Consider the following 16,817-nt stretch of genomic DNA (forward strand, 5'->3'; position numbering starts at 1 on the left):
TGCCGGTCCGCCGGCGGCCGCCGAGGCGGGGAAGCCACCGGCCCGTCAGGCAGCGTCCGGTGCGCCGGGGTCTGCGACGCCAGGCAGGGCGCAGTGCCTCGGCGGTGGCGCGGGCGAAGCCTCGGTTCCGGGGAGGGGGTGGCGCGTAGCCAGCACGCTGGCCACGGCACCGCCCATGCTGGGGGCGATCACCTCGGCGCCGCCGCGAAGTAGGCGGGCGAGGTGGAGCCGAGGCCGTGGAGGTACACGCGCGCAGGTTCCTCCCCGGGCAGTTCGACCCAGCGGATGCGGTCGTCCTGCGGTGTCACGGTGGCACTGTGCACGGTGTTTCCCCCTGGAACGGCGGTGCGGCGGAGGAGGCACGAGGGCAACCGGGGCGCGGAGGGCGGCGGCGGCCTCGTCTACCCTCGTCAGGTGACGGTGTACGTGAACCAACTCGGCGGTGACCTACCGCGCGTCGGCCCGCCGCCCGAGGGCGAGGCCGTGATCGTGTGGGCCTTGGACACGGGCCGCAGCGTGGTGGCCGGGCACCCGGTGGAAGAGGCCGCGGCGGTACTCGACGCGGCGGAGCGGGAGCGGGCCGGACGGCTGGTGCGGGCCACTGACCGGCACGCCTACCTGGCCTCCCACCTGGGGCTGCGGGCGCTGCTCGGCGGTTACCTCGGGCAGGCACCGGAGGCGGTACCGCTGATGCGCGAGGAGTGCCCCTGCTGCGGCGGTCCGCACGGCCGCCCCGCGGTGGCGGGCGGCGGGCTGCACTTCTCGCTGTCGCACACCGCGGGGGTGGCGTACCTGGCGTTCGCCGCGGTACCGGTGGGGGTGGACGTGGAGGGCACTCCGGGCCCTGCGGTGGTGACGGACGTGATGAGCACCCTGCACCCGGCGGAAACGGCGGAACTCACGGCGCTGGCCGAGGCGGACCGCCCGGAGGCGCTGGGCCGGCTGTGGGCCCGCAAGGAGGCCGTCCTCAAGGCGACGGGCGCGGGCCTCGCGCGTGGCGTGGCCGAACCGTACGTCGGCTCGGGCGCCATCCCGGCCCAGGTGACGGGCTGGACCCTGCGCGACCTGACGGCCCCACCCGGCTACGCCGCCGCCGTTGCCCTGGCCGGGCCCTGACCGGCCCCTGACGAAGCGCGCCCGCCCCGCCCGCGCCCCGGACCGGTGCGGGGCCGGACGGAACATCCCGTTCAGCAGCACCGGGGCCGACCCGACGGGCCCCCGGCCCGGCGGTTCCGGGGGCGGCGGCAGACCGTGCCGGGCGCGGCCACGTCACCGCGCCGGTGCAGCCGCCGGCGCGACACGAGCGCCGTACGGCACAGCGGCGGCCCACCCCGGCGGGGCGGTGGCCCGCCCGGCCGTCCGGACCACGCCACTGCGGGGGGGGTCGACGCCTGCCGCCCGGGCGGTCGGCACGCTGGGGGTGGGGCGACTCGGCGGGCGGCAGAGCCGTCCCACGGCCAGGCCGCTCCACTGCTCCCTCGCCGGGCCGTCCCAGCGCCGAGCGACCGAGCCGCCGGGCCGCCGTGGGCCAACGTAGCGGGGCCCGCCCGCCGGGGCTGCGGCGGGGCCGTGACGGCCTATCATCGTCCGCATGGAGATCCGTCAGGCGCGGACCGTCGCCGAGTTGGTCGCCGCCGAAGGGCTGTTCGACGGGCCCGTGCGGGAAGAGTGGGCGCTGCGGTTCCTGGACGCGCCCGGACATCTGATGCTGATCGCCTACGTCGATGGCGTCCCGGCCGGCATGGTCTCCGGCGTCGAGATGAGCCACCCCGACAAGGGCACGGAGATGTGCCTGTACGAGCTCTCGGTGGACGAGGGCTACCGGCGCCGCGGCATCGGCCGGCAGCTGGCCCTGGCACTCGCCGACGAGGCCCGGATGCGCGGCTGTTACGGCATGTGGGTGGGGGTCGACACCGACAACGAAGCCGCCCTGGCCACGTACGCCTCCGCCGGCGCCCGCGACGAGGGCGTCTTCGCCATGCGCGGCTGGCCCCTGTCTGACACCCCGTAACCCCTGCGGCGGCGTGTCGGGGGCCACTCGGCGCACCCCCCGCGCGGCCGCCCCCCACCCGGCCGAACATCGCGGCATGACCGCACTCACCGCGCTGCTCCCGGCCGCCGCCCTGCTGACGACGGCCGCCCTGTCCACCGCTCCGGCCCCCGAAGCCCCCACCGCCCCCTACGTCGTGGTCCTCAAGGAGGGCGCCACACGCGTGCCGGCCGCCGCGGCCCGCGCCATGGCCGCGGGGGCGGCCGCGTCCGGCGACGAGGTCGTGGCCGTCTACGACACCGCCCTGAGCGGCTTCGCCGTCCGCACCACCGCCGCCCGCGCCTCCGAGCTCGCCGCCGACCCGCGGGTGGCGTACGTCGAGCCGGACACGGAGTTCCGGACCAGTGACACCCAGCAGCCCGCGCCCTGGGCCCTGGACCGGATCGACCAGCGCGAGCTCCCGCTCGACGGTTCGTACACGTACGCCACGAAGGGCGAGGGCGTCACCGTGTACGTCGTCGACACCGGGATCAACACGCTGCACCAGGAGTTCGGGGGCCGCGCGCGGGCCGGCGTCAACGCCGTGTGGCTGGAGGGCTCCGACGACTGCAACGGCCACGGGACCCACGTGGCGGGGACGATCGGCGGGGCGACGTACGGGGTGGCGAAGGGGGTCTCCCTCGTCTCGGTGAAGGTGGCGAACTGCCGGGGCAGCGGGCGGCTGTCGTCCCTCGTGAACGGCATCGACTGGATGGTGAGGGACGCCCTCAAGGCCGCGAAGGCGGCGAAGGCGGCGGCGGGCACCGGCACCGCGCCCGGTGCCGCCGGCGGCACCGCCGCCACCCCCGCCGACGGCACCGCGCCGCTCACCGCCACCGCCGCCGCGCCCGCCGTCGCCAACATGAGCATGGGCGGCACCCGCAGCCGCGCCCTCGACGCCGCCGTCACCCGGGCCATCGCCGCCGGGATCACCTTCACCGTGGCCGCCGGCAACTCCGGCAGGGACGCCTGCACCGGCTCCCCCGCCCGCGTCCCCGACGCCGTCACCGTCGCCGCCACCGACACCGCCGACCACCGCGCGGCCTTCTCCGCGTACGGTGCCTGCGTCGACCTCTCCGCCCCCGGCGTCGGCATCACCTCCGCCTGGAAGGGCTCCGCCACCGCCCTCGCCCGGGCCACCGGCACCTCCATGGCCGCCCCGCACGCGGCGGGCGTCGCCGCGCTGATCCTGGCGGACGGAGTCCGCAGGACGCCCGCCCAGGTCACCCGGACCCTGCTGCGCAGCGCCGTCCCCGACCGGATCACCGGCCTCCCCGCCGGCACCCCGAACCTCCTCTTGCACACCCCCACCGCCGAATAGACCCCGCCCTCACCGACCCTGATGGGACATCAATGTGTGTGCGCTTCCCCGGAAGCCAAGTCATTGACTTCTCATCACCGCGACGCGTCAATGTCGGCCTCCGCACCGGCTCGTCCTCCCCCACACAGCGGGTGGGGGGAGGGTTCGTCTGACGAAGGAGTCGCGACCCAGTGAGTACAACGTTCCGACGAAGAGTGCTGGCCGGGGCGGGCGCGTTGTCCCTGGCCCTGACGGGTAGTGTCGTCGCCATGACGGGGACGGCCCAGGCCGCGACCAAGACGACCCCGGTGCCGGTGAAGTGTGTCGCCCCCGCTCCCCAGCCGGGTGCCAACGGCACCCAGGACTACACGATCACGGTGCCGGACACGGCGAAGGCCGGTCAGAGCGTGCCCATCACCATCGACCCGGGCGAGACCCCGGTCGTCCCGATGTTCACCATCGACACGGTCAACACCATCAAGGCGAAGCTGCTCGTCGGCGGGGTGGCCCAGACGGTCACCAGCCCCGCGGTCCCCAGCCACCAGGAAGCCGGCAAGAAGTCCGACCCGCCCGCGTTCAGCGGGACCCTCACCATCCCGGACGGCAGCGAGGGCACGACGCTGCAGATCACCATCGACCAGGTGGTCACGGACGCCGACCTCGGCGGCACCGTCTACACCACCACCTGCACGCCGGACCCGCGTCCCAGCGCCTCCGTCGCCTCGATCGCGGTCGAGGCCCTGCCCAAGGACCCGGTGACGACCAAGGTCACGCCCAACAGCGGTAAGGCGGGCACCGCCGTCTCCGTGACGGGCGCCAACTTCCCGGCCGGCCCGGTCACCTGCTCCGCGCTCCTCGCGGGTGCGGCCACCGGTGACACCGGCAGCGGCACGGCGGACGCGTCCGGCGCCGCCACCTGCGGCCTGACGGTGACGAAGAAGGCCGACGCGATCAGGATCGACGGCTCGGTCACCCCGTACAAGTCGTTCGTGTTCGTCGAGGACCAGGCGGGCGTCAAGAACCCCGTCGACGTCGAGGTGCTGCCCGGGGCGCTGGCCCTGGGCCCGAAGGACGGTCAGCCGGCCGTCAGTTTCGGCGCGGTCACCATCAACGGCAAGGCGCAGTCGGTGTTCGGCGCGTTCAACGCCGCCACCGTGCAGGACTTCCGCGGCGGTTCGCTCGGCTGGGACGTCACGGCGACCCGTACTCCGTTCCTGAACTCTTCCACGGGCCACTCCCTGGCCAAGGCGCAGATCGGCATCCAGCCGTCCTGCACGGTGACCAACCCGGACAGCCCGAGCGCCTGCACCGCCGGTGCGCCCGGGGCCATCACGGACACCCCGATGAAGATCGCCTCACAGGCGGCCGGCGGTGACGAGCTGACGGGCGGCGAGTTCGCGGTGGGCGGCGCGGCGATGCTCCAGCTGCCGCCGTTCATGTTCGCCGACACCTACCAGTCGGTCGTGACCTTCTCGATCGCCTGATCCCGGCCGGGAGGGTGGTGCGGCCGGGCGCCGCGCCACCCTTCCGTTCCTCGAACCCTCCGAGAGCTTCCGGTCCGAGAACGAGGCGCCCGCCCAGAGCTGGAGAACCGACATGCGCCCCCGCACCCCTTCGCCCTGCGCCCCTTCCCCCTGCGCGCGGCTCCTCGCCCTGCTCCTCGCCCTGCTGCTGCCCGTCGCCCCGCTCCTGCTCGGCGTGCCCGCCGCGAGCGCGGCCGACAACGGCACCTGGGGGGTCTTCCCGACGCCGCCGCCCGGGGCTGCGATGACGGAGCGGGCGTACTTCTTCCACCAGGGCGCCGCCGGGTCCACGCTCAGCGACAGCGTGACCATCCTGAACTCCTCCGACAAGGAGCTGACCTTCCGGGTCTTCGCCGCCGACGCCGTGAACACGCCGGTCGGCGGCGCCTTCGCATTGCTGCCGGTCGAGACGGAGCCCAAGGACGTCGGCGCCTGGACCACCCTGCCGCCCGGGACGGCGCCCACGGTCACCGTCCCGCCCAAGGGCCGCAAGGACGTCCCCTTCACGGTGAAGGTCCCCGAGGACGCCGCTCCGGGTGACCACGTCGGCGGGATCGTGGCGCTGAACACCGCGGTGGAGGGGATCCGGCAGGACGGCAAGGTCCAGGTCGGGGTGAAGCGTTCGGTCGGCGCCCGCCTGTACGTGCGCGTCGCGGGGCCGGTCGCCGCGGGCCTGTCCGTGGAGGACGTGCGGGTCAGCCGGGACGCGCCGCTGCTGCCCTGGGTGCACAGCGCCTCCGCGAAGGTCTCGTACAGCCTGGTCAACCGGGGCAACGTGGTGGTCGGGCCGCGGGTGACGCTGTCCGCCCAGGGGCTGTTCGGGCGGACCGTGCTGGACCGGCCGGCCCGCGACCTCAAACTGACGCTGCTCCCGGGCCAGCGGATCGAGCTCACCGAGGCGTGGCCGGACGCCCCGCAAGCGGACCGGGTGCGCGTCCGGGTCGAGGCGGGCGCGTCCGCCTACCCGGACCTGCGTTCCCGGGCCGGTACGGACTTCATCGCCGTGCCCTGGCCCGCGGTCGGCGCCCTCCTGCTCCTGTCGGCGGCCGCCCTCACCGTGCGGGTCCTGCGCCGGCGCCGGGCCGGGCCCCGGCCGGAACGGGGCTCGCCCCCCGCGTGAGGGTGCGGAGGGCGAGCGGTCGGACGACGGGGCGGCGTCAGTGGTTGCGCGGGAAGCCGAGGTCGATGCCCACCGGCGCCTCGGACGGGTCCGGCCAGCGGGTGGTGACGACCTTGCCGCGGGTGTAGAAGTGGATGCCGTCGTTGCCGTAGATGTGGTGGTCGCCGAAGAGGGAGTCCTTCCAGCCGCCGAAGGAGTGGTAGCCCACCGGCACCGGGATGGGCACGTTCACGCCGACCATGCCGGCCTGGATCTCCAGCTGGAAGCGGCGGGCGGCGCCGCCGTCGCGGGTGAAGATCGCGGTGCCGTTGCCGAACGGCGAGGCGTTGATGAGCGCCACGCCCTCCTCGTAGGTCTCGGCGCGCAGCACGCACAGCACCGGCCCGAAGATCTCGTCGCGGTAGGCGTCGGAGTCGGTCTTGACGTTGTCCAGCAGCGAGAGGCCGATCCAGTGGCCCTTCTCGAAGCCGTCGACCGTGTACCCCGTACCGTCCAGGACCACGTCGGCGCCCTGGTCGGCGGCGCCCTTCACGTACGAGGCGACCTTGTCGCGGTGTGCGGCGGTGATCAGCGGGCCCATCTCGGAGGACGGGTCGTTGCCGGGGCCGATCTTGATCTTCTCGGCGCGCTCGCGGATCTTGTCCACCAGCTCGTCGGCGATCGAACCCACCGCGACGACCGCGGAGATGGCCATGCAGCGCTCGCCCGCCGAGCCGTAGGCGGCGGAGACCGCCGCGTCGGCGGCGGCGTCCAGGTCGGCGTCCGGCAGCACCAGCATGTGGTTCTTGGCGCCGCCCAGGGCCTGGACCCGCTTGCCGTTGGCGGAGGCGGTGGTGTGGATGTGGCGGGCGATCGGCGTGGAGCCGACGAAGGAGACGGCCGCGACGCCCGGGTGGGCGAGCAGCGCGTCGACGGCGACCTTGTCGCCGTGGACGACGTTCAGGACGCCCGCCGGGAGACCGGCCTCGCCCGCCAGCTCGGCCAGCTTGTTGGCGGCCGAGGGGTCCTTCTCGCTCGGCTTGAGGATGAAGGTGTTGCCGCAGGCGACGGCCAGCGGGAACATCCACATCGGCACCATCGCCGGGAAGTTGAAGGGGGTGATGCCGGCGACCACGCCCAGCGGCTGGCGGATGGAGGAGACGTCGACGCGGTTGGAGACCGAGGTCGACAGCTCCCCCTTGAGCTGCGTGGTGATCCCGCAGGCCAGTTCGACGATCTCCAGGCCGCGCGCGACCTCGCCCAGCGCGTCCGAGTGCACCTTGCCGTGCTCGGCGGTGATCAGCTCGGCGATCGCGTCGCGGTTGGCGTCCAGCAGGGCGCGGTAGGCGAACAGCACCTTCGTACGGGCGGCGAGCGAGGACTGGCCCCAGCTCTGGAAGGCCTCGGTGGCGACCTGTACGGCCGCGTCGACCTCCTCGGCGGAGGCGAGCGCGACCTGCGTGGTGACCTCTCCGGTCGCGGGGTCGGTGACCGGGCCGTAGTTGCCCGACGCGCCCTCGACGGTCTTGCCACCGATCCAGTGGTTGACGGTCTTCATTTGCCTTGCTCCTTCACAGATGGCGACGTCGCTGCGCGGCTTGCCGGTCGTACTCTTCGCGGGCCGAGGCCGCCGCCGCACGGGTCGCGGTCTCGGCCACGGGAACATCCCACCACGCCTGTGCCGGGGGTGGGCCCGACACTGTGTCGGGTGTTCGGGTCCGCGTGTAGACACATGTGGGACGGTCCGACGCCCGCGCCTCCACCAGGGCTTTTCGCAGGTCACGGACGGTCTCGGCGCGGAGGACGGCCATCCCGAGGGAGGCCGCGTTCGCCGCGAGGTCCACCGGGAGCGGCGCGCCGGTGTACGCCCCGTCGGCCGCCCGGAAGCGGTACGCCGTCCCGAAACCCTCGCCGCCCACCGCCCCCGACAGGCCGCCGATCGAGGCGTAGCCGTGGTTGTCGAGGAGGACGACCTTGAGCGGGACGCCCTCCTGTACGGCGGTGACGATCTCGGTGGGGTTCATCAGGTAGGTGCCGTCGCCGACCAGCGCCCACACGGGCCGTCCGGGCGCGGCCAGCGCCGTCCCGATGGCAGCGGGGATCTCGTAGCCCATGCAGGAGTAGCCGTACTCGACGTGGTACTGGTCGGCGGACCGGGGGCGCCACAGCTTGTGGAGGTCGCCGGGCAGCGAGCCGGCCGCGTTGATCAGGATGTCGGAAGCGTCGACGATGCCGTCGAGCAGGCCGAGCACCTGCGCCTGCGTCGGGGCGGCGTCCTCGTCGGGACTCGCGAAGGCCTGCTCGACCAGCCGTTCCCAGCCGCGCTTGCCCTCTTCGTACGTCGCCTCGTACGCGGGGTCCACGCGGTACCCCGCGACCGCGACCCGGAGTTCTTCCAGGCCCACCCGCGCATCGCAGACCACCGGCCGGGCGGCGAGCTTGTGGGCGTCGTACGGGTCGAGGTTCAGCCCCAGGAAGCGGACGGCCGGGTTCTGGAACAGGGTCGCGGAGGCGGTGGTGAAGTCGGTCAGCCGGGTACCCGCCGCGATCACGAGGTCGGCGTCGCGGGCGAGGGCGTCGGCTGTGGCCGTGCCGGTGTGTCCGATGCCGCCCACCTCGGCGGGGTGCCCGAACGGGAGCGCGCCCTTGCCCGCCTGGGTGACCGCGACCGGGATCCCGGTGGCCCCCGCGAACTCCGCGAGGGCGGCCTGGGCGGCGCTGTGCCGGATGCCGCCCCCGGCGATGATCAGGGGGCGCGCACAGGACCGTACCGCTTCGGCGGCGGCGGCCAGTTCGTCCCGGTCGGGCCAGGGCCGGCGCACCCGCCACACCCGTTCGGCGAAGAACTCCTCGGGCCACTCGTGGGCCTCGGCCTGTACGTCCTGCGGGAGCGCGAGCGTCACCGCACCGGTCTGGACGGGATCGGTCAGCACCCGCACCGCCTGGAGGGCGGCGGGGATCAGCGCCTCCGGGCGGGTGACCCGGTCGAAGAAGCGGGACACGGGCCGCAGGGTGTCGTTGACGGAGACGTCGCCGGCGTAGGGCACCTCCAGCTGCTGGAGCACCGGATCGGCGGGCCGGGTGGCGAAGGTGTCCCCCGGAAGCAGCAGCACCGGCAGCCGGTTGACCGTCGCGAGGGCGGCCCCGGTGACGAGGTTGGTCGCGCCGGGCCCGATGGAGGTGGTCACGGCGTGCGCCGACAGCCGCCCCGACTGGCGGGCGTACCCGACGGCCGCGTGGACCATGGCCTGCTCGTTGCGCCCCTGGAGGAAGGGCATCTCCTGCGGGCCGCTCTCCAGCAGTGCCTGCCCGATCCCGGCGACGTTGCCGTGCCCGAAGATCCCCCAGGTCGCGGCGACCAGCCGCCGACGGCTGCCGTCGCGCTCGGTGTACTGGCGGGCGAGGAAGCGTACGAGGGCCTGCGCCACGGTGAGCCTGATCGTGGTCATGGGCGGTGGTCCTCCGCTCGGTAGAAGGGCAGCCGGGGGTCGACCTCCGCGCCGGCCCAGGTGGACCGGATCCAGCCGTGGTCGGGATGGTCGCGGATCAGCCACTCCCGCGGGCCTTCGGGGCCGGCCATCACGTTGAGGTAGTACATGTCGTGCCCGGGGGTGGCGATGGACGGCCCGTGCCAGCCGTCCGGGATGAGCACGGCGTCCCCGGTCCTCACCTCGGTGAGGATGTCGGTCTTCCCGGCCGGGGAGGGGGTGACACGCTGGTAGCCGCAGCCGGGCGTGCCCTCGTGCGGGGCGATCTCGAAGTAGTAGATCTCCTCCAGCCGGGACTCCTCACCGGGGCGGTGCTCGTCGTGCTTGTGCGGCGGGTACGAGGACCAGTTGCCGCCCGGGGTCAGCACCTCGACCGCGATGAGCCGGTCGCACGCGAAGGCGTCGGCGGCGGCGAAGTTGTTGACCTGGCGGGAGCACTGCCCGGCGCCGCGCAGCTCGACCGGTACCCGTTCCGCCGGCCCGTACCGGGCCGGCAGCGCCCGCTCGCAGCGTGCCCCGGCGAGCGCGAACCGGCCCCCGCCCGGAGAGGTGATCGAGGCGCGGCCGTCGCGCGGGAGGTAGGCGAAATCGGTCACCGAAGCGAACACGCCCTCGCGGCCCCGGAGTTCGATCACCTGCGGATCGGGGGCACGGCAGGTGACGGCGCAGGCGCCCGCCAGCGGCAGGACGATCCACTCGTGGTCGCCGCAGGAGTGCTCGTGACTCTCGCCGGGGGCGAGGTCCAGGACCCGCAGGGCCGTGGAGGCCATCGTGTGGGAGGCGGTCACCGTCACCGTTCCAGCACCTCCTCGACCTCCTTCGCGTACGGCATCGCCGTCGAACAGGCCAGGCGGGAGGCGACGATCGCACCCGCCGCGTTGGCGAAGCGCAGCACGCGCGCCGTGTCCCAGCCGGCGAGCAGCCCGTGGCACAGCGCGCCGCCGAAGGCGTCGCCCGCGCCGAGGCCGTTGACGACCTCCACCGGCACCGGCGGCACCTCGACCGCCGTCCCGTCGCGGTGGACGGCGAGGACACCGGCCGGGCCGCGTTTGACGACGGCCAGATCCACCCCGGCGTCCAGCAGGGCCCGCGCCGCCGCGTACGGCTCCCGCTCGCCCGTGGCGATCGCGCACTCCTCGGCGTTGCCCACGGCGACGGTGGCGTGCGCGAGCGCCCGCTCGTACCAGCGCTCCGGCGCCTCGTCCCACAGCATGGGCCGCCAGTCGAGGTCGAAGACGGTGGTCCCGGACTTCGAGCGGGCTTCGAGCGCGGCCAGGGTGGCGCTCCGGCTCGGCTCCGCGCTCAGACCCGTACCCGTCATCCAGAACACCCGGGCGGCCCGCACCGCGTCGGCGTCGATCTCATCGGCGGCGATCTCCAGATCGGGTGCCTTGGGGAAGCGGTAGAAATACAGCGGGAAGTCGTCCGGCGGGAAGATCTCGCAGAAGGTGACGGGCGTCGGGTAGGCGGCCACCTCGCGCACCCACCGGTCGTCGACGCCGAAGGCCCGCAGCTCCGCGCGCAGGTACGCGCCGAAGGGGTCGGCTCCGGTCCGGGTGATCACGGCCACGCGCCGGCCGAGGCGGGCCGCCGCCACCGCGACGTTCGTCGGGGAGCCGCCGAGGAACTTGCCGAAGGTATCCGCTTCGGCGAGCGGTACGCCGGTTCTCAGCGGGTAGAGATCCACACCGATGCGCCCCATCGTGATCAGGTCGAACACGTCCCCGTCCCCGGTGGTCCGCGCCGCGTCGGACGCGTCCCCGTCCCCGCTGTCCGGTGCCACTGCTCCCACTTCCTCTCCCACTGCTCTTCCCCGTCCCCTTTCGAGCCTCGCACCCTAAGGTGGCCGCCATGACGTCCTCGCCGTCCTCCGCTCCCCCGCCTTCCACTCCCCCGTCCTCCCCACCCGCGCTGACCCGTATCCGCATCGGTTCGGCTCCGGACTCGTGGGGTGTCTGGTTTCCCGACGATCCCCGCCAGACGCCCTGGGAGCGCTTCCTGGACGAGGTCGCGGACGCCGGGTACGAGTGGATCGAGCTCGGTCCGTACGGCTACCTGCCCACCGATGCGGACCGCCTCGCCGACGAGACCGGCAAGCGCGGCCTGCGCGTGTCCGCGGGCACCGTCTTCACCGGACTCCATCACGGGCCGGGCGTGTGGGAGCAGACCTGGGAGCACGTGTCGCGGATCGCGGAACTCACCCGGGCCATGGGCGCGGCGCACCTCGTGGTCATCCCCTCGTTCTGGCGCGACGACAAGACCGGCGAGGTGCTGGAGGACCGGACCCTCACCGCGTCGGGCTGGCGAGAACTGACCACGCAGACCGAGCGGCTGGGCCGGGAGGTGCGCGAGCGGTACGGGCTGCGGATCGTGGTCCACCCGCACGCGGACACCCACATCGACACCCCGGAGAACGTCGCCCGCTTCCTCGACGCCACCGACCCGGACCTGGTCTCGCTCTGCCTGGACACCGGGCACTACGCGTACTGCGGCGGGGACAGCGTCCGGGCCGTCGAGACCTTCGGCGAGCGGATCGGCTACCTGCACCTCAAGCAGGTGGACCCGCGGATCCTGGCCGAAGTCGTCGCCGGGCAGGTGCCGTTCGGGCCGGCCGTGGCACGCGGGGTGATGTGCGAGCCGCCGTCGGGGGTACCCGCGCTGGAGCCCGTACTGGCCGCCGCGCAGGCGCTCGGCGTGGACCTGTTCGCCATCGTCGAGCAGGACATGTACCCGTGCCCGCCGGACCGGCCGCTGCCGATCGCCCGCCGGACCCGTTCCTACCTGCGCTCCTGCGGCGCCCGCTGACCAGTCGACACCCGAGGGGGACTTCCACATGACCAGCACGCTCGGCATCGCCGTCATCGGAGCCGGCAGGATGGGCGCCGACCACGTCCGGCGGATCGGCCGGACGGTCGGCGGGGCGCGGGTGGTGGCCGTGGCGGATCCGGACGGCGACCGCGCCAAGGAGGCCGTGGCGGGCCTGGACGGCGTGAGCGCGCACAGCGACGCCGCGGCGGCGATCGCCGCGCCCGGGGTGGACGCCGTCCTGGTGGCCTCGCCCGGGGCCGCCCACGAGGAGGCGCTCCTGCACGCCCTCGCACGGGAGCTGCCGGTGTTGTGCGAGAAGCCGCTGACCCCGGATCCGGCGGGGGCCCTGCGGGTGCTGGAGGCGGAGCGCAGGCTCGGCCGCAGGCTGGTCCAGGTGGGCTTCATGCGGCGCTTCGACGCCGAGTACGAGCGGCTGAAAGAGCTGCTGGACGAGGGAGGGATCGGGCGGCCGCTGTTCCTGCACTGCCGTCACCGCAACGCGTCCTCCCCCTCCTTCTTCACCGGCGACATGCTGATCAGCGATTCCGTGGTGCACGAGGTCGACGCCGCCCGCTGGCTGCTGGGGCAGGAGATCACCGCGGTGACGGTCCTGTCCCCCACCCCTTCCGCCGCTGCGCCCGAGGGGCTGGGCGATCCCCGTTTCGTAGTGCTGGAGACCTCGGGCGGGGCCATCGTCGACGTGGAGATCTTCGTCAACTGCGGTTTCGGCTACCAGGTGCAGTGCGAGGCGGTCGGCGAGTCGGGCAGCGCCCGGATCGGGGACGCCCGGGCGATGGTCGTGCAGTCGGGGGGCCGGTGGGGCGGGGAGATCGCCCAGGACTTCCTCGTCCGGTTCGCCGATGCCTACGACCGCCAGGTGCGGCGGTGGGTGGCGGCGGCCGCGCGGGGGCGGATCGACGGACCCGACGTGTGGGACGGCTACGCGGCCGCAGCCGTCTCCGAGGCGGGGCTGGCCGCCGCGCGCAGCGGGGCCCGCACGCCCGTGGAGCTGGTGGAACGGCCCGCGCTCTACCGCTGAGGCCCGCCGACCGGCGTGCACGGCATGCCACTTCCGTCACGGAAGTCGCTGCCGTGTCACGCATGTCCGCGTTACGCGGGTCTTGCGTCACAGACAGTCGACAGGCGCTGCCCTCAGGTCACCGCGGGTCGTTCCCCGGGCACAACCCGAGTGATCGTCCGTCCACGCCCCGGCTCCCCCGACGGCCTCCCGGCCGGCCCCAGCGGCGTGGACAAGGAGGTGCCGTTCATGAGCGACCGACAGCTGTGGTCGTACAAGGAGATCGCCGCCCACATTCGCGTCCAGCCGGATACGGTGCGCTCCTACCGCAAGCACGGACTGCTGCCGGCTCCCGACCACGTGGAGCACGGGAAGCCCTATTGGTACGACGATACGATCCGCGCCTGGGTGGCCCGGCGCCCGGGGAACCGGGCCCGCCGCGACGCCTGAACCGGGTTCGGCCCTCGTCATACCCCCTGGGGGTACACTTGGGGGGAATCGGGGAGGATGGTGTGAAGACGCCACCGGCCCGCGACCGACCCGCCCCCGCAGAGGAGAACGACATGAGCGCCGAGACGGACACGCAGACCACCACCGTCTACCGGGTGACCGGCATGACCTGCGGGCACTGCGAGGGCGCGGTGACCGCCGAGATCTCGGCGCTGGCGGGCGTGAGCTCCGTCAAGGCCGTCGCCGCGACCGGCGAGGTCACCGTGGTCTCCGCCGCCCCGCTCCAGGACGACGACGTGCGCGCCGCCGTGGACGAGGCCGGGTACGAGCTGGCGGGCCGGGCCTGAGGCCCGTAGGACAGCCGAAGGACCCGCCGGGTCGTACGGGGGCCGCCCTTGCGGGCCGCGTACGGCCCGGCCTTTCCCTTGAAGCCGGAGACGAGCCGGAGATGAGCCGGAAATGAGCGGCAACGCAGTGCACGAAGGACCGGTGGCGGTGGCCGGCGCCGCGGAAGTCGAGCTGGTCATCGGCGGGATGACGTGCGCCTCCTGCGCCGCCCGCATCGAGAAGAAGCTGAACCGGATGGACGGGGTCAGCGCCACGGTGAACTACGCCACCGAGAAGGCGAAGGTCTCGTACTCGGGTGACGTGCGGGTGGCCGACCTGATCGCGACGGTCGTCAAGACCGGCTACACCGCCGAGCAGCCCCCGCCGCCCCCGCCACCGCCCGTACCGGAGCCCGCCGCCGGCGCCGGTACGGACACCGCCGCCGCCGCCGCCGCGACGGCCGCCTTCCCGGCCGACCCGGAGCTCGCCGCGCTACGCCAACGGCTGCTGGTCAGCGCCGTACTGGCGCTGCCGGTCGTGGTGCTGGCCATGGTCCCGGCCCTCCAGTTCGACAACTGGCAGTGGCTGTCGCTGACCCTGGCCGCGCCCGTCGCCGTGTGGGGCGCACTGCCCTTCCACCGGGCCGCCTGGACCAACGTGAAGCACGGCGCGGCCACCATGGACACCCTGGTCTCGCTGGGCACGCTCGCCGCGTTCGGCTGGTCACTGTGGGCGCTGTTCTTCGGCCACGCCGGCATGACCGGGATGAGGCACGACTTCGCCCTCACCGCCTCCACGACGGGCGACGCCCTGTACCTGGAGGTCGCCTCCGGCGTCGTCACTTTCATCCTGCTGGGCCGCTACCTGGAGGCCCGCTCCAAGCGGAAGGCGGGCGCGGCCCTCAAGGCGCTGCTGGAGCTGGGCGCCAAGGACGTCGCCGTCCTGCGCGCCGGCCGCGAGGTGCGGATCCCGGTGGGCGCGCTGGCCGTCGGGGACCGGTTCGTGGTCCGGCCCGGCGAGAAGATCGCCACCGACGGCACGGTGGCCGAGGGCAGCTCCGCCGTGGACGTCTCCTTGCTGACCGGGGAGTCCGTCCCGCTCGACGTGGGCGTCGGCGACGCCGTGACCGGAGCGACCGTCAACACGTCCGGGCGGCTGGTCGTCGAGGCGACCCGGGTCGGCGCGGACACCCAGCTGGCCCGGATCGCACGGCTGGTCGAGGAGGCGCAGAACGGCAAGGCCCGGGTGCAGCGCCTCGCCGACCGGATCTCCGCCGTCTTCGTGCCCGTCGTCCTGCTGCTCTCCGTCGGGACCTGGGTGACCTGGCTGCTGATCACCGACGACCCGACGGCGGCGTTCACCGCCGCGGTGGCCGTCCTGATCATCGCCTGCCCCTGCGCCCTGGGACTGGCCACGCCGACCGCGCTGATGGTCGGCACCGGCCGGGGCGCCCAGCTCGGCATCCTGATCAAGGGACCGGAGGTGCTGGAGTCGACCCGCCGGGTGGACACCGTCGTCCTGGACAAGACCGGCACCGTCACCACCGGCAGGATGACCCTGTCGGGGGTGCACCCCGCCCCGGGCGTGGACGCGTCGGAGCTGCTGCGCCTGGCCGGTTCCCTGGAGCACGCCTCCGAGCACCCCATCGCCCGGGCCGTCGCGGTGGGCGCCGCCGAGCGGGTGGGGGCCCTGCCGGTCCCCGAGGCCTTCGAGAACCTCGCCGGGCTGGGCGTACGGGGCGTGGTGGAGGGGCGCTCCGTCGTGGTGGGCCGGGAGCGACTGCTGGCGGAGCGGGGCGTCGCGGCCGCGCCGGCCGCCCTGGCGGGAGCCAAGGCGGCCGCCGAGGCCGCGGGGGGCACGGCGGTACTGGTGGCCTGGGACGGGGAGGTGCGCGGGGTGCTGGGCGTGGCCGACGCGGTGAAGGGGACCAGCGCCGAGGCGGTCGCGCGGCTGCGGGCGCTCGGCCTCACGCCGGTGCTGCTGACCGGCGACAACCGGGCCGCGGCCGAGGCGGTGGCCCGCGAGGTGGGCATCGACGAGGTGATCGCCGAGGTGCTTCCGCAGGAGAAGGTGGAGGTCGTACGCCGCCTGCAGGGCGAGGGTCGTACGGTCGCCATGGTCGGGGACGGTGTCAACGACGCGGCCGCCCTCGCCCAGGCGGACCTGGGCCTGGCGCTGGGCACCGGCACGGACGCGGCCATCGAGGCGGGCGACCTGACGCTGGTGCGGGGCGACCTGCGGGTGGCGGCGGACGCGATCCGGCTCTCCCGCCGGACCCTGGCCACGATCAAGGGCAACCTCTTCTGGGCCTTCGGGTACAACCTGGCCGCGTTGCCGCTCGCGGCCTCCGGCCTGCTCAACCCGATGATCGCCGGTGCGGCGATGGCCTTTTCTTCGGTGTTCGTGGTGACCAACAGCCTGCGGTTGCGGTCCTTCCGCTAGAGGATCCCCTTCGCACCGCACGCACAACTCCTTCACAGGAGACGCAGATCACAGTGATTCGAACGTAACCATCGGGCTGATGCCCGGGTCTAATGGGGTGATGCCAGGAACGTCTTGGGGGACGTTCGCGGGAGGTCTTGGGGGACGTCCCGGGCATCAGCCGGCCGGGACACGTGCACCCCGGGGAGCTTTGAGCGGCCCTCCCGACCCGTGCGGGTCCCGGCAAAAACCCCGTTGGAGTGCATCAGGACCGCACTCCTCGCCGACACCCCGGCTCGGGTCCCGTGGGGGGAATCCGTTCCGGGGAAAGGAAAGCGCCCCGACCGTCGACCC

General features: G+C 73.9%; 14 protein-coding genes. 10 read left to right on the forward strand and 4 right to left on the reverse strand.

The window, feature by feature from the left end; all coding sequences use genetic code 11:
* Positions 1-414 precede the first annotated feature (414 nt).
* The 5 genes from OHA81_RS11880 to OHA81_RS11900 all read left to right on the forward strand — a co-directional run bounded on the left by OHA81_RS11880 (position 415) and on the right by OHA81_RS11900 (position 5,972).
* Positions 415-1,116 (forward strand): 4'-phosphopantetheinyl transferase family protein, encoded by a 702-nt coding sequence (locus OHA81_RS11880; protein ID WP_329195342.1) that lies wholly within the window; start codon positions 415-417, stop codon positions 1,114-1,116.
* Positions 1,117-1,591: 475 nt separating this feature from the next.
* Positions 1,592-2,011 carry a GNAT family N-acetyltransferase gene (locus tag OHA81_RS11885; RefSeq protein ID WP_329195344.1) on the forward strand — a complete coding sequence of 140 codons (420 nt, stop codon included), beginning with the start codon at positions 1,592-1,594 and terminating at the stop codon, positions 2,009-2,011.
* 76 nt (positions 2,012-2,087) lie between these two features.
* Positions 2,088-3,350 carry a S8 family peptidase gene (locus OHA81_RS11890; RefSeq protein WP_329195346.1) on the forward strand — a complete coding sequence of 421 codons (1,263 nt, stop codon included), beginning with the start codon at positions 2,088-2,090 and terminating at the stop codon, positions 3,348-3,350.
* Positions 3,351-3,520: 170 nt separating this feature from the next.
* On the forward strand, positions 3,521-4,813 hold the full coding sequence (locus OHA81_RS11895; protein WP_329195348.1) for a hypothetical protein: 1,293 nt from the start codon (positions 3,521-3,523) through the stop codon (positions 4,811-4,813).
* 112 nt (positions 4,814-4,925) lie between these two features.
* A complete protein-coding gene (locus tag OHA81_RS11900; protein WP_329195349.1) occupies positions 4,926-5,972 on the forward strand; it encodes a WxL protein peptidoglycan domain-containing protein in 1,047 nt (348 codons plus the stop codon).
* A 37-nt stretch (positions 5,973-6,009) separates the two neighbouring features.
* Here OHA81_RS11900 and OHA81_RS11905 read toward each other — a convergent pair whose 3' ends face one another.
* The 4 genes from OHA81_RS11905 to iolC are packed head-to-tail and all read right to left on the reverse strand — an operon-like array spanning position 6,010 to position 11,141.
* On the reverse strand, positions 6,010-7,509 hold the full coding sequence (locus OHA81_RS11905; protein WP_329195351.1) for a CoA-acylating methylmalonate-semialdehyde dehydrogenase: 1,500 nt from the start codon (positions 7,507-7,509) through the stop codon (positions 6,010-6,012).
* Between the two features lie 13 nt (positions 7,510-7,522).
* On the reverse strand, positions 7,523-9,400 hold the full coding sequence (gene iolD / locus OHA81_RS11910) for a 3D-(3,5/4)-trihydroxycyclohexane-1,2-dione acylhydrolase (decyclizing) (protein ID WP_329195352.1): 1,878 nt from the start codon (positions 9,398-9,400) through the stop codon (positions 7,523-7,525).
* Positions 9,397-10,233, reverse strand: a complete 837-nt coding sequence (gene iolB, locus OHA81_RS11915; RefSeq protein ID WP_443056509.1) for a 5-deoxy-glucuronate isomerase — start codon at positions 10,231-10,233, stop codon at positions 9,397-9,399. Before iolB ends, iolD begins: the two co-directional genes overlap by 4 nt.
* Positions 10,230-11,141: a 5-dehydro-2-deoxygluconokinase gene (gene iolC / locus OHA81_RS11920; protein WP_443056760.1), complete on the reverse strand. Its 912-nt coding sequence runs from the start codon at positions 11,139-11,141 to the stop codon at positions 10,230-10,232. Before iolC ends, iolB begins: the two co-directional genes overlap by 4 nt.
* A 149-nt stretch (positions 11,142-11,290) precedes the next feature.
* Here iolC and OHA81_RS11925 point away from each other — a divergent pair, with 149 nt between their 5' ends.
* From OHA81_RS11925 to OHA81_RS11945, 5 genes are all read left to right on the forward strand, one after another.
* The gene (locus OHA81_RS11925; RefSeq protein ID WP_329195354.1) at positions 11,291-12,244 is read left to right on the forward strand and encodes a sugar phosphate isomerase/epimerase family protein; all 954 of its coding nucleotides are present in this window, start codon (positions 11,291-11,293) and stop codon (positions 12,242-12,244) included.
* A 28-nt stretch (positions 12,245-12,272) separates the two neighbouring features.
* Positions 12,273-13,286, forward strand: a complete 1,014-nt coding sequence (locus OHA81_RS11930; RefSeq protein ID WP_329195356.1) for a Gfo/Idh/MocA family protein — start codon at positions 12,273-12,275, stop codon at positions 13,284-13,286.
* 228 nt (positions 13,287-13,514) lie between these two features.
* Positions 13,515-13,715 (forward strand): helix-turn-helix transcriptional regulator, encoded by a 201-nt coding sequence (locus OHA81_RS11935; protein ID WP_329195358.1) that lies wholly within the window; start codon positions 13,515-13,517, stop codon positions 13,713-13,715.
* Positions 13,716-13,828: 113 nt separating this feature from the next.
* Entirely contained in the window at positions 13,829-14,062 is a 234-nt protein-coding gene (locus OHA81_RS11940) for a heavy-metal-associated domain-containing protein (protein WP_329195360.1), read from the forward strand.
* Positions 14,063-14,174: 112 nt separating this feature from the next.
* Positions 14,175-16,484 (forward strand): heavy metal translocating P-type ATPase, encoded by a 2,310-nt coding sequence (locus tag OHA81_RS11945; RefSeq protein ID WP_329195363.1) that lies wholly within the window; start codon positions 14,175-14,177, stop codon positions 16,482-16,484.
* The last annotated feature ends 333 nt before the right edge of the window (positions 16,485-16,817 follow it).

This window comes from Streptomyces sp. NBC_00667, assembly GCF_036226825.1.
Taxonomy (GTDB): Bacteria; Actinomycetota; Actinomycetes; order Streptomycetales; family Streptomycetaceae; genus Streptomyces.

Coding starts and splice junctions, on each gene's coding strand:
- OHA81_RS11885 (WP_329195344.1), top strand. CDS start 1,592: ATGGAGATCCGTCAGGCGCGGACCGTCGCCGAGTTGGTCGCCGCCGAA.
- OHA81_RS11890 (WP_329195346.1), top strand. CDS start 2,088: ATGACCGCACTCACCGCGCTGCTCCCGGCCGCCGCCCTGCTGACGACG.
- OHA81_RS11900 (WP_329195349.1), top strand. CDS start 4,926: ATGCGCCCCCGCACCCCTTCGCCCTGCGCCCCTTCCCCCTGCGCGCGG.
- OHA81_RS11905 (WP_329195351.1), bottom strand. CDS start 7,509: ATGAAGACCGTCAACCACTGGATCGGTGGCAAGACCGTCGAGGGCGCG.
- iolD (WP_329195352.1), bottom strand. CDS start 9,400: ATGACCACGATCAGGCTCACCGTGGCGCAGGCCCTCGTACGCTTCCTC.
- iolC (WP_443056760.1), bottom strand. CDS start 11,141: ATGGGGCGCATCGGTGTGGATCTCTACCCGCTGAGAACCGGCGTACCG.
- OHA81_RS11925 (WP_329195354.1), top strand. CDS start 11,291: ATGACGTCCTCGCCGTCCTCCGCTCCCCCGCCTTCCACTCCCCCGTCC.
- OHA81_RS11930 (WP_329195356.1), top strand. CDS start 12,273: ATGACCAGCACGCTCGGCATCGCCGTCATCGGAGCCGGCAGGATGGGC.
- OHA81_RS11935 (WP_329195358.1), top strand. CDS start 13,515: ATGAGCGACCGACAGCTGTGGTCGTACAAGGAGATCGCCGCCCACATT.
- OHA81_RS11940 (WP_329195360.1), top strand. CDS start 13,829: ATGAGCGCCGAGACGGACACGCAGACCACCACCGTCTACCGGGTGACC.
- OHA81_RS11945 (WP_329195363.1), top strand. CDS start 14,175: ATGAGCGGCAACGCAGTGCACGAAGGACCGGTGGCGGTGGCCGGCGCC.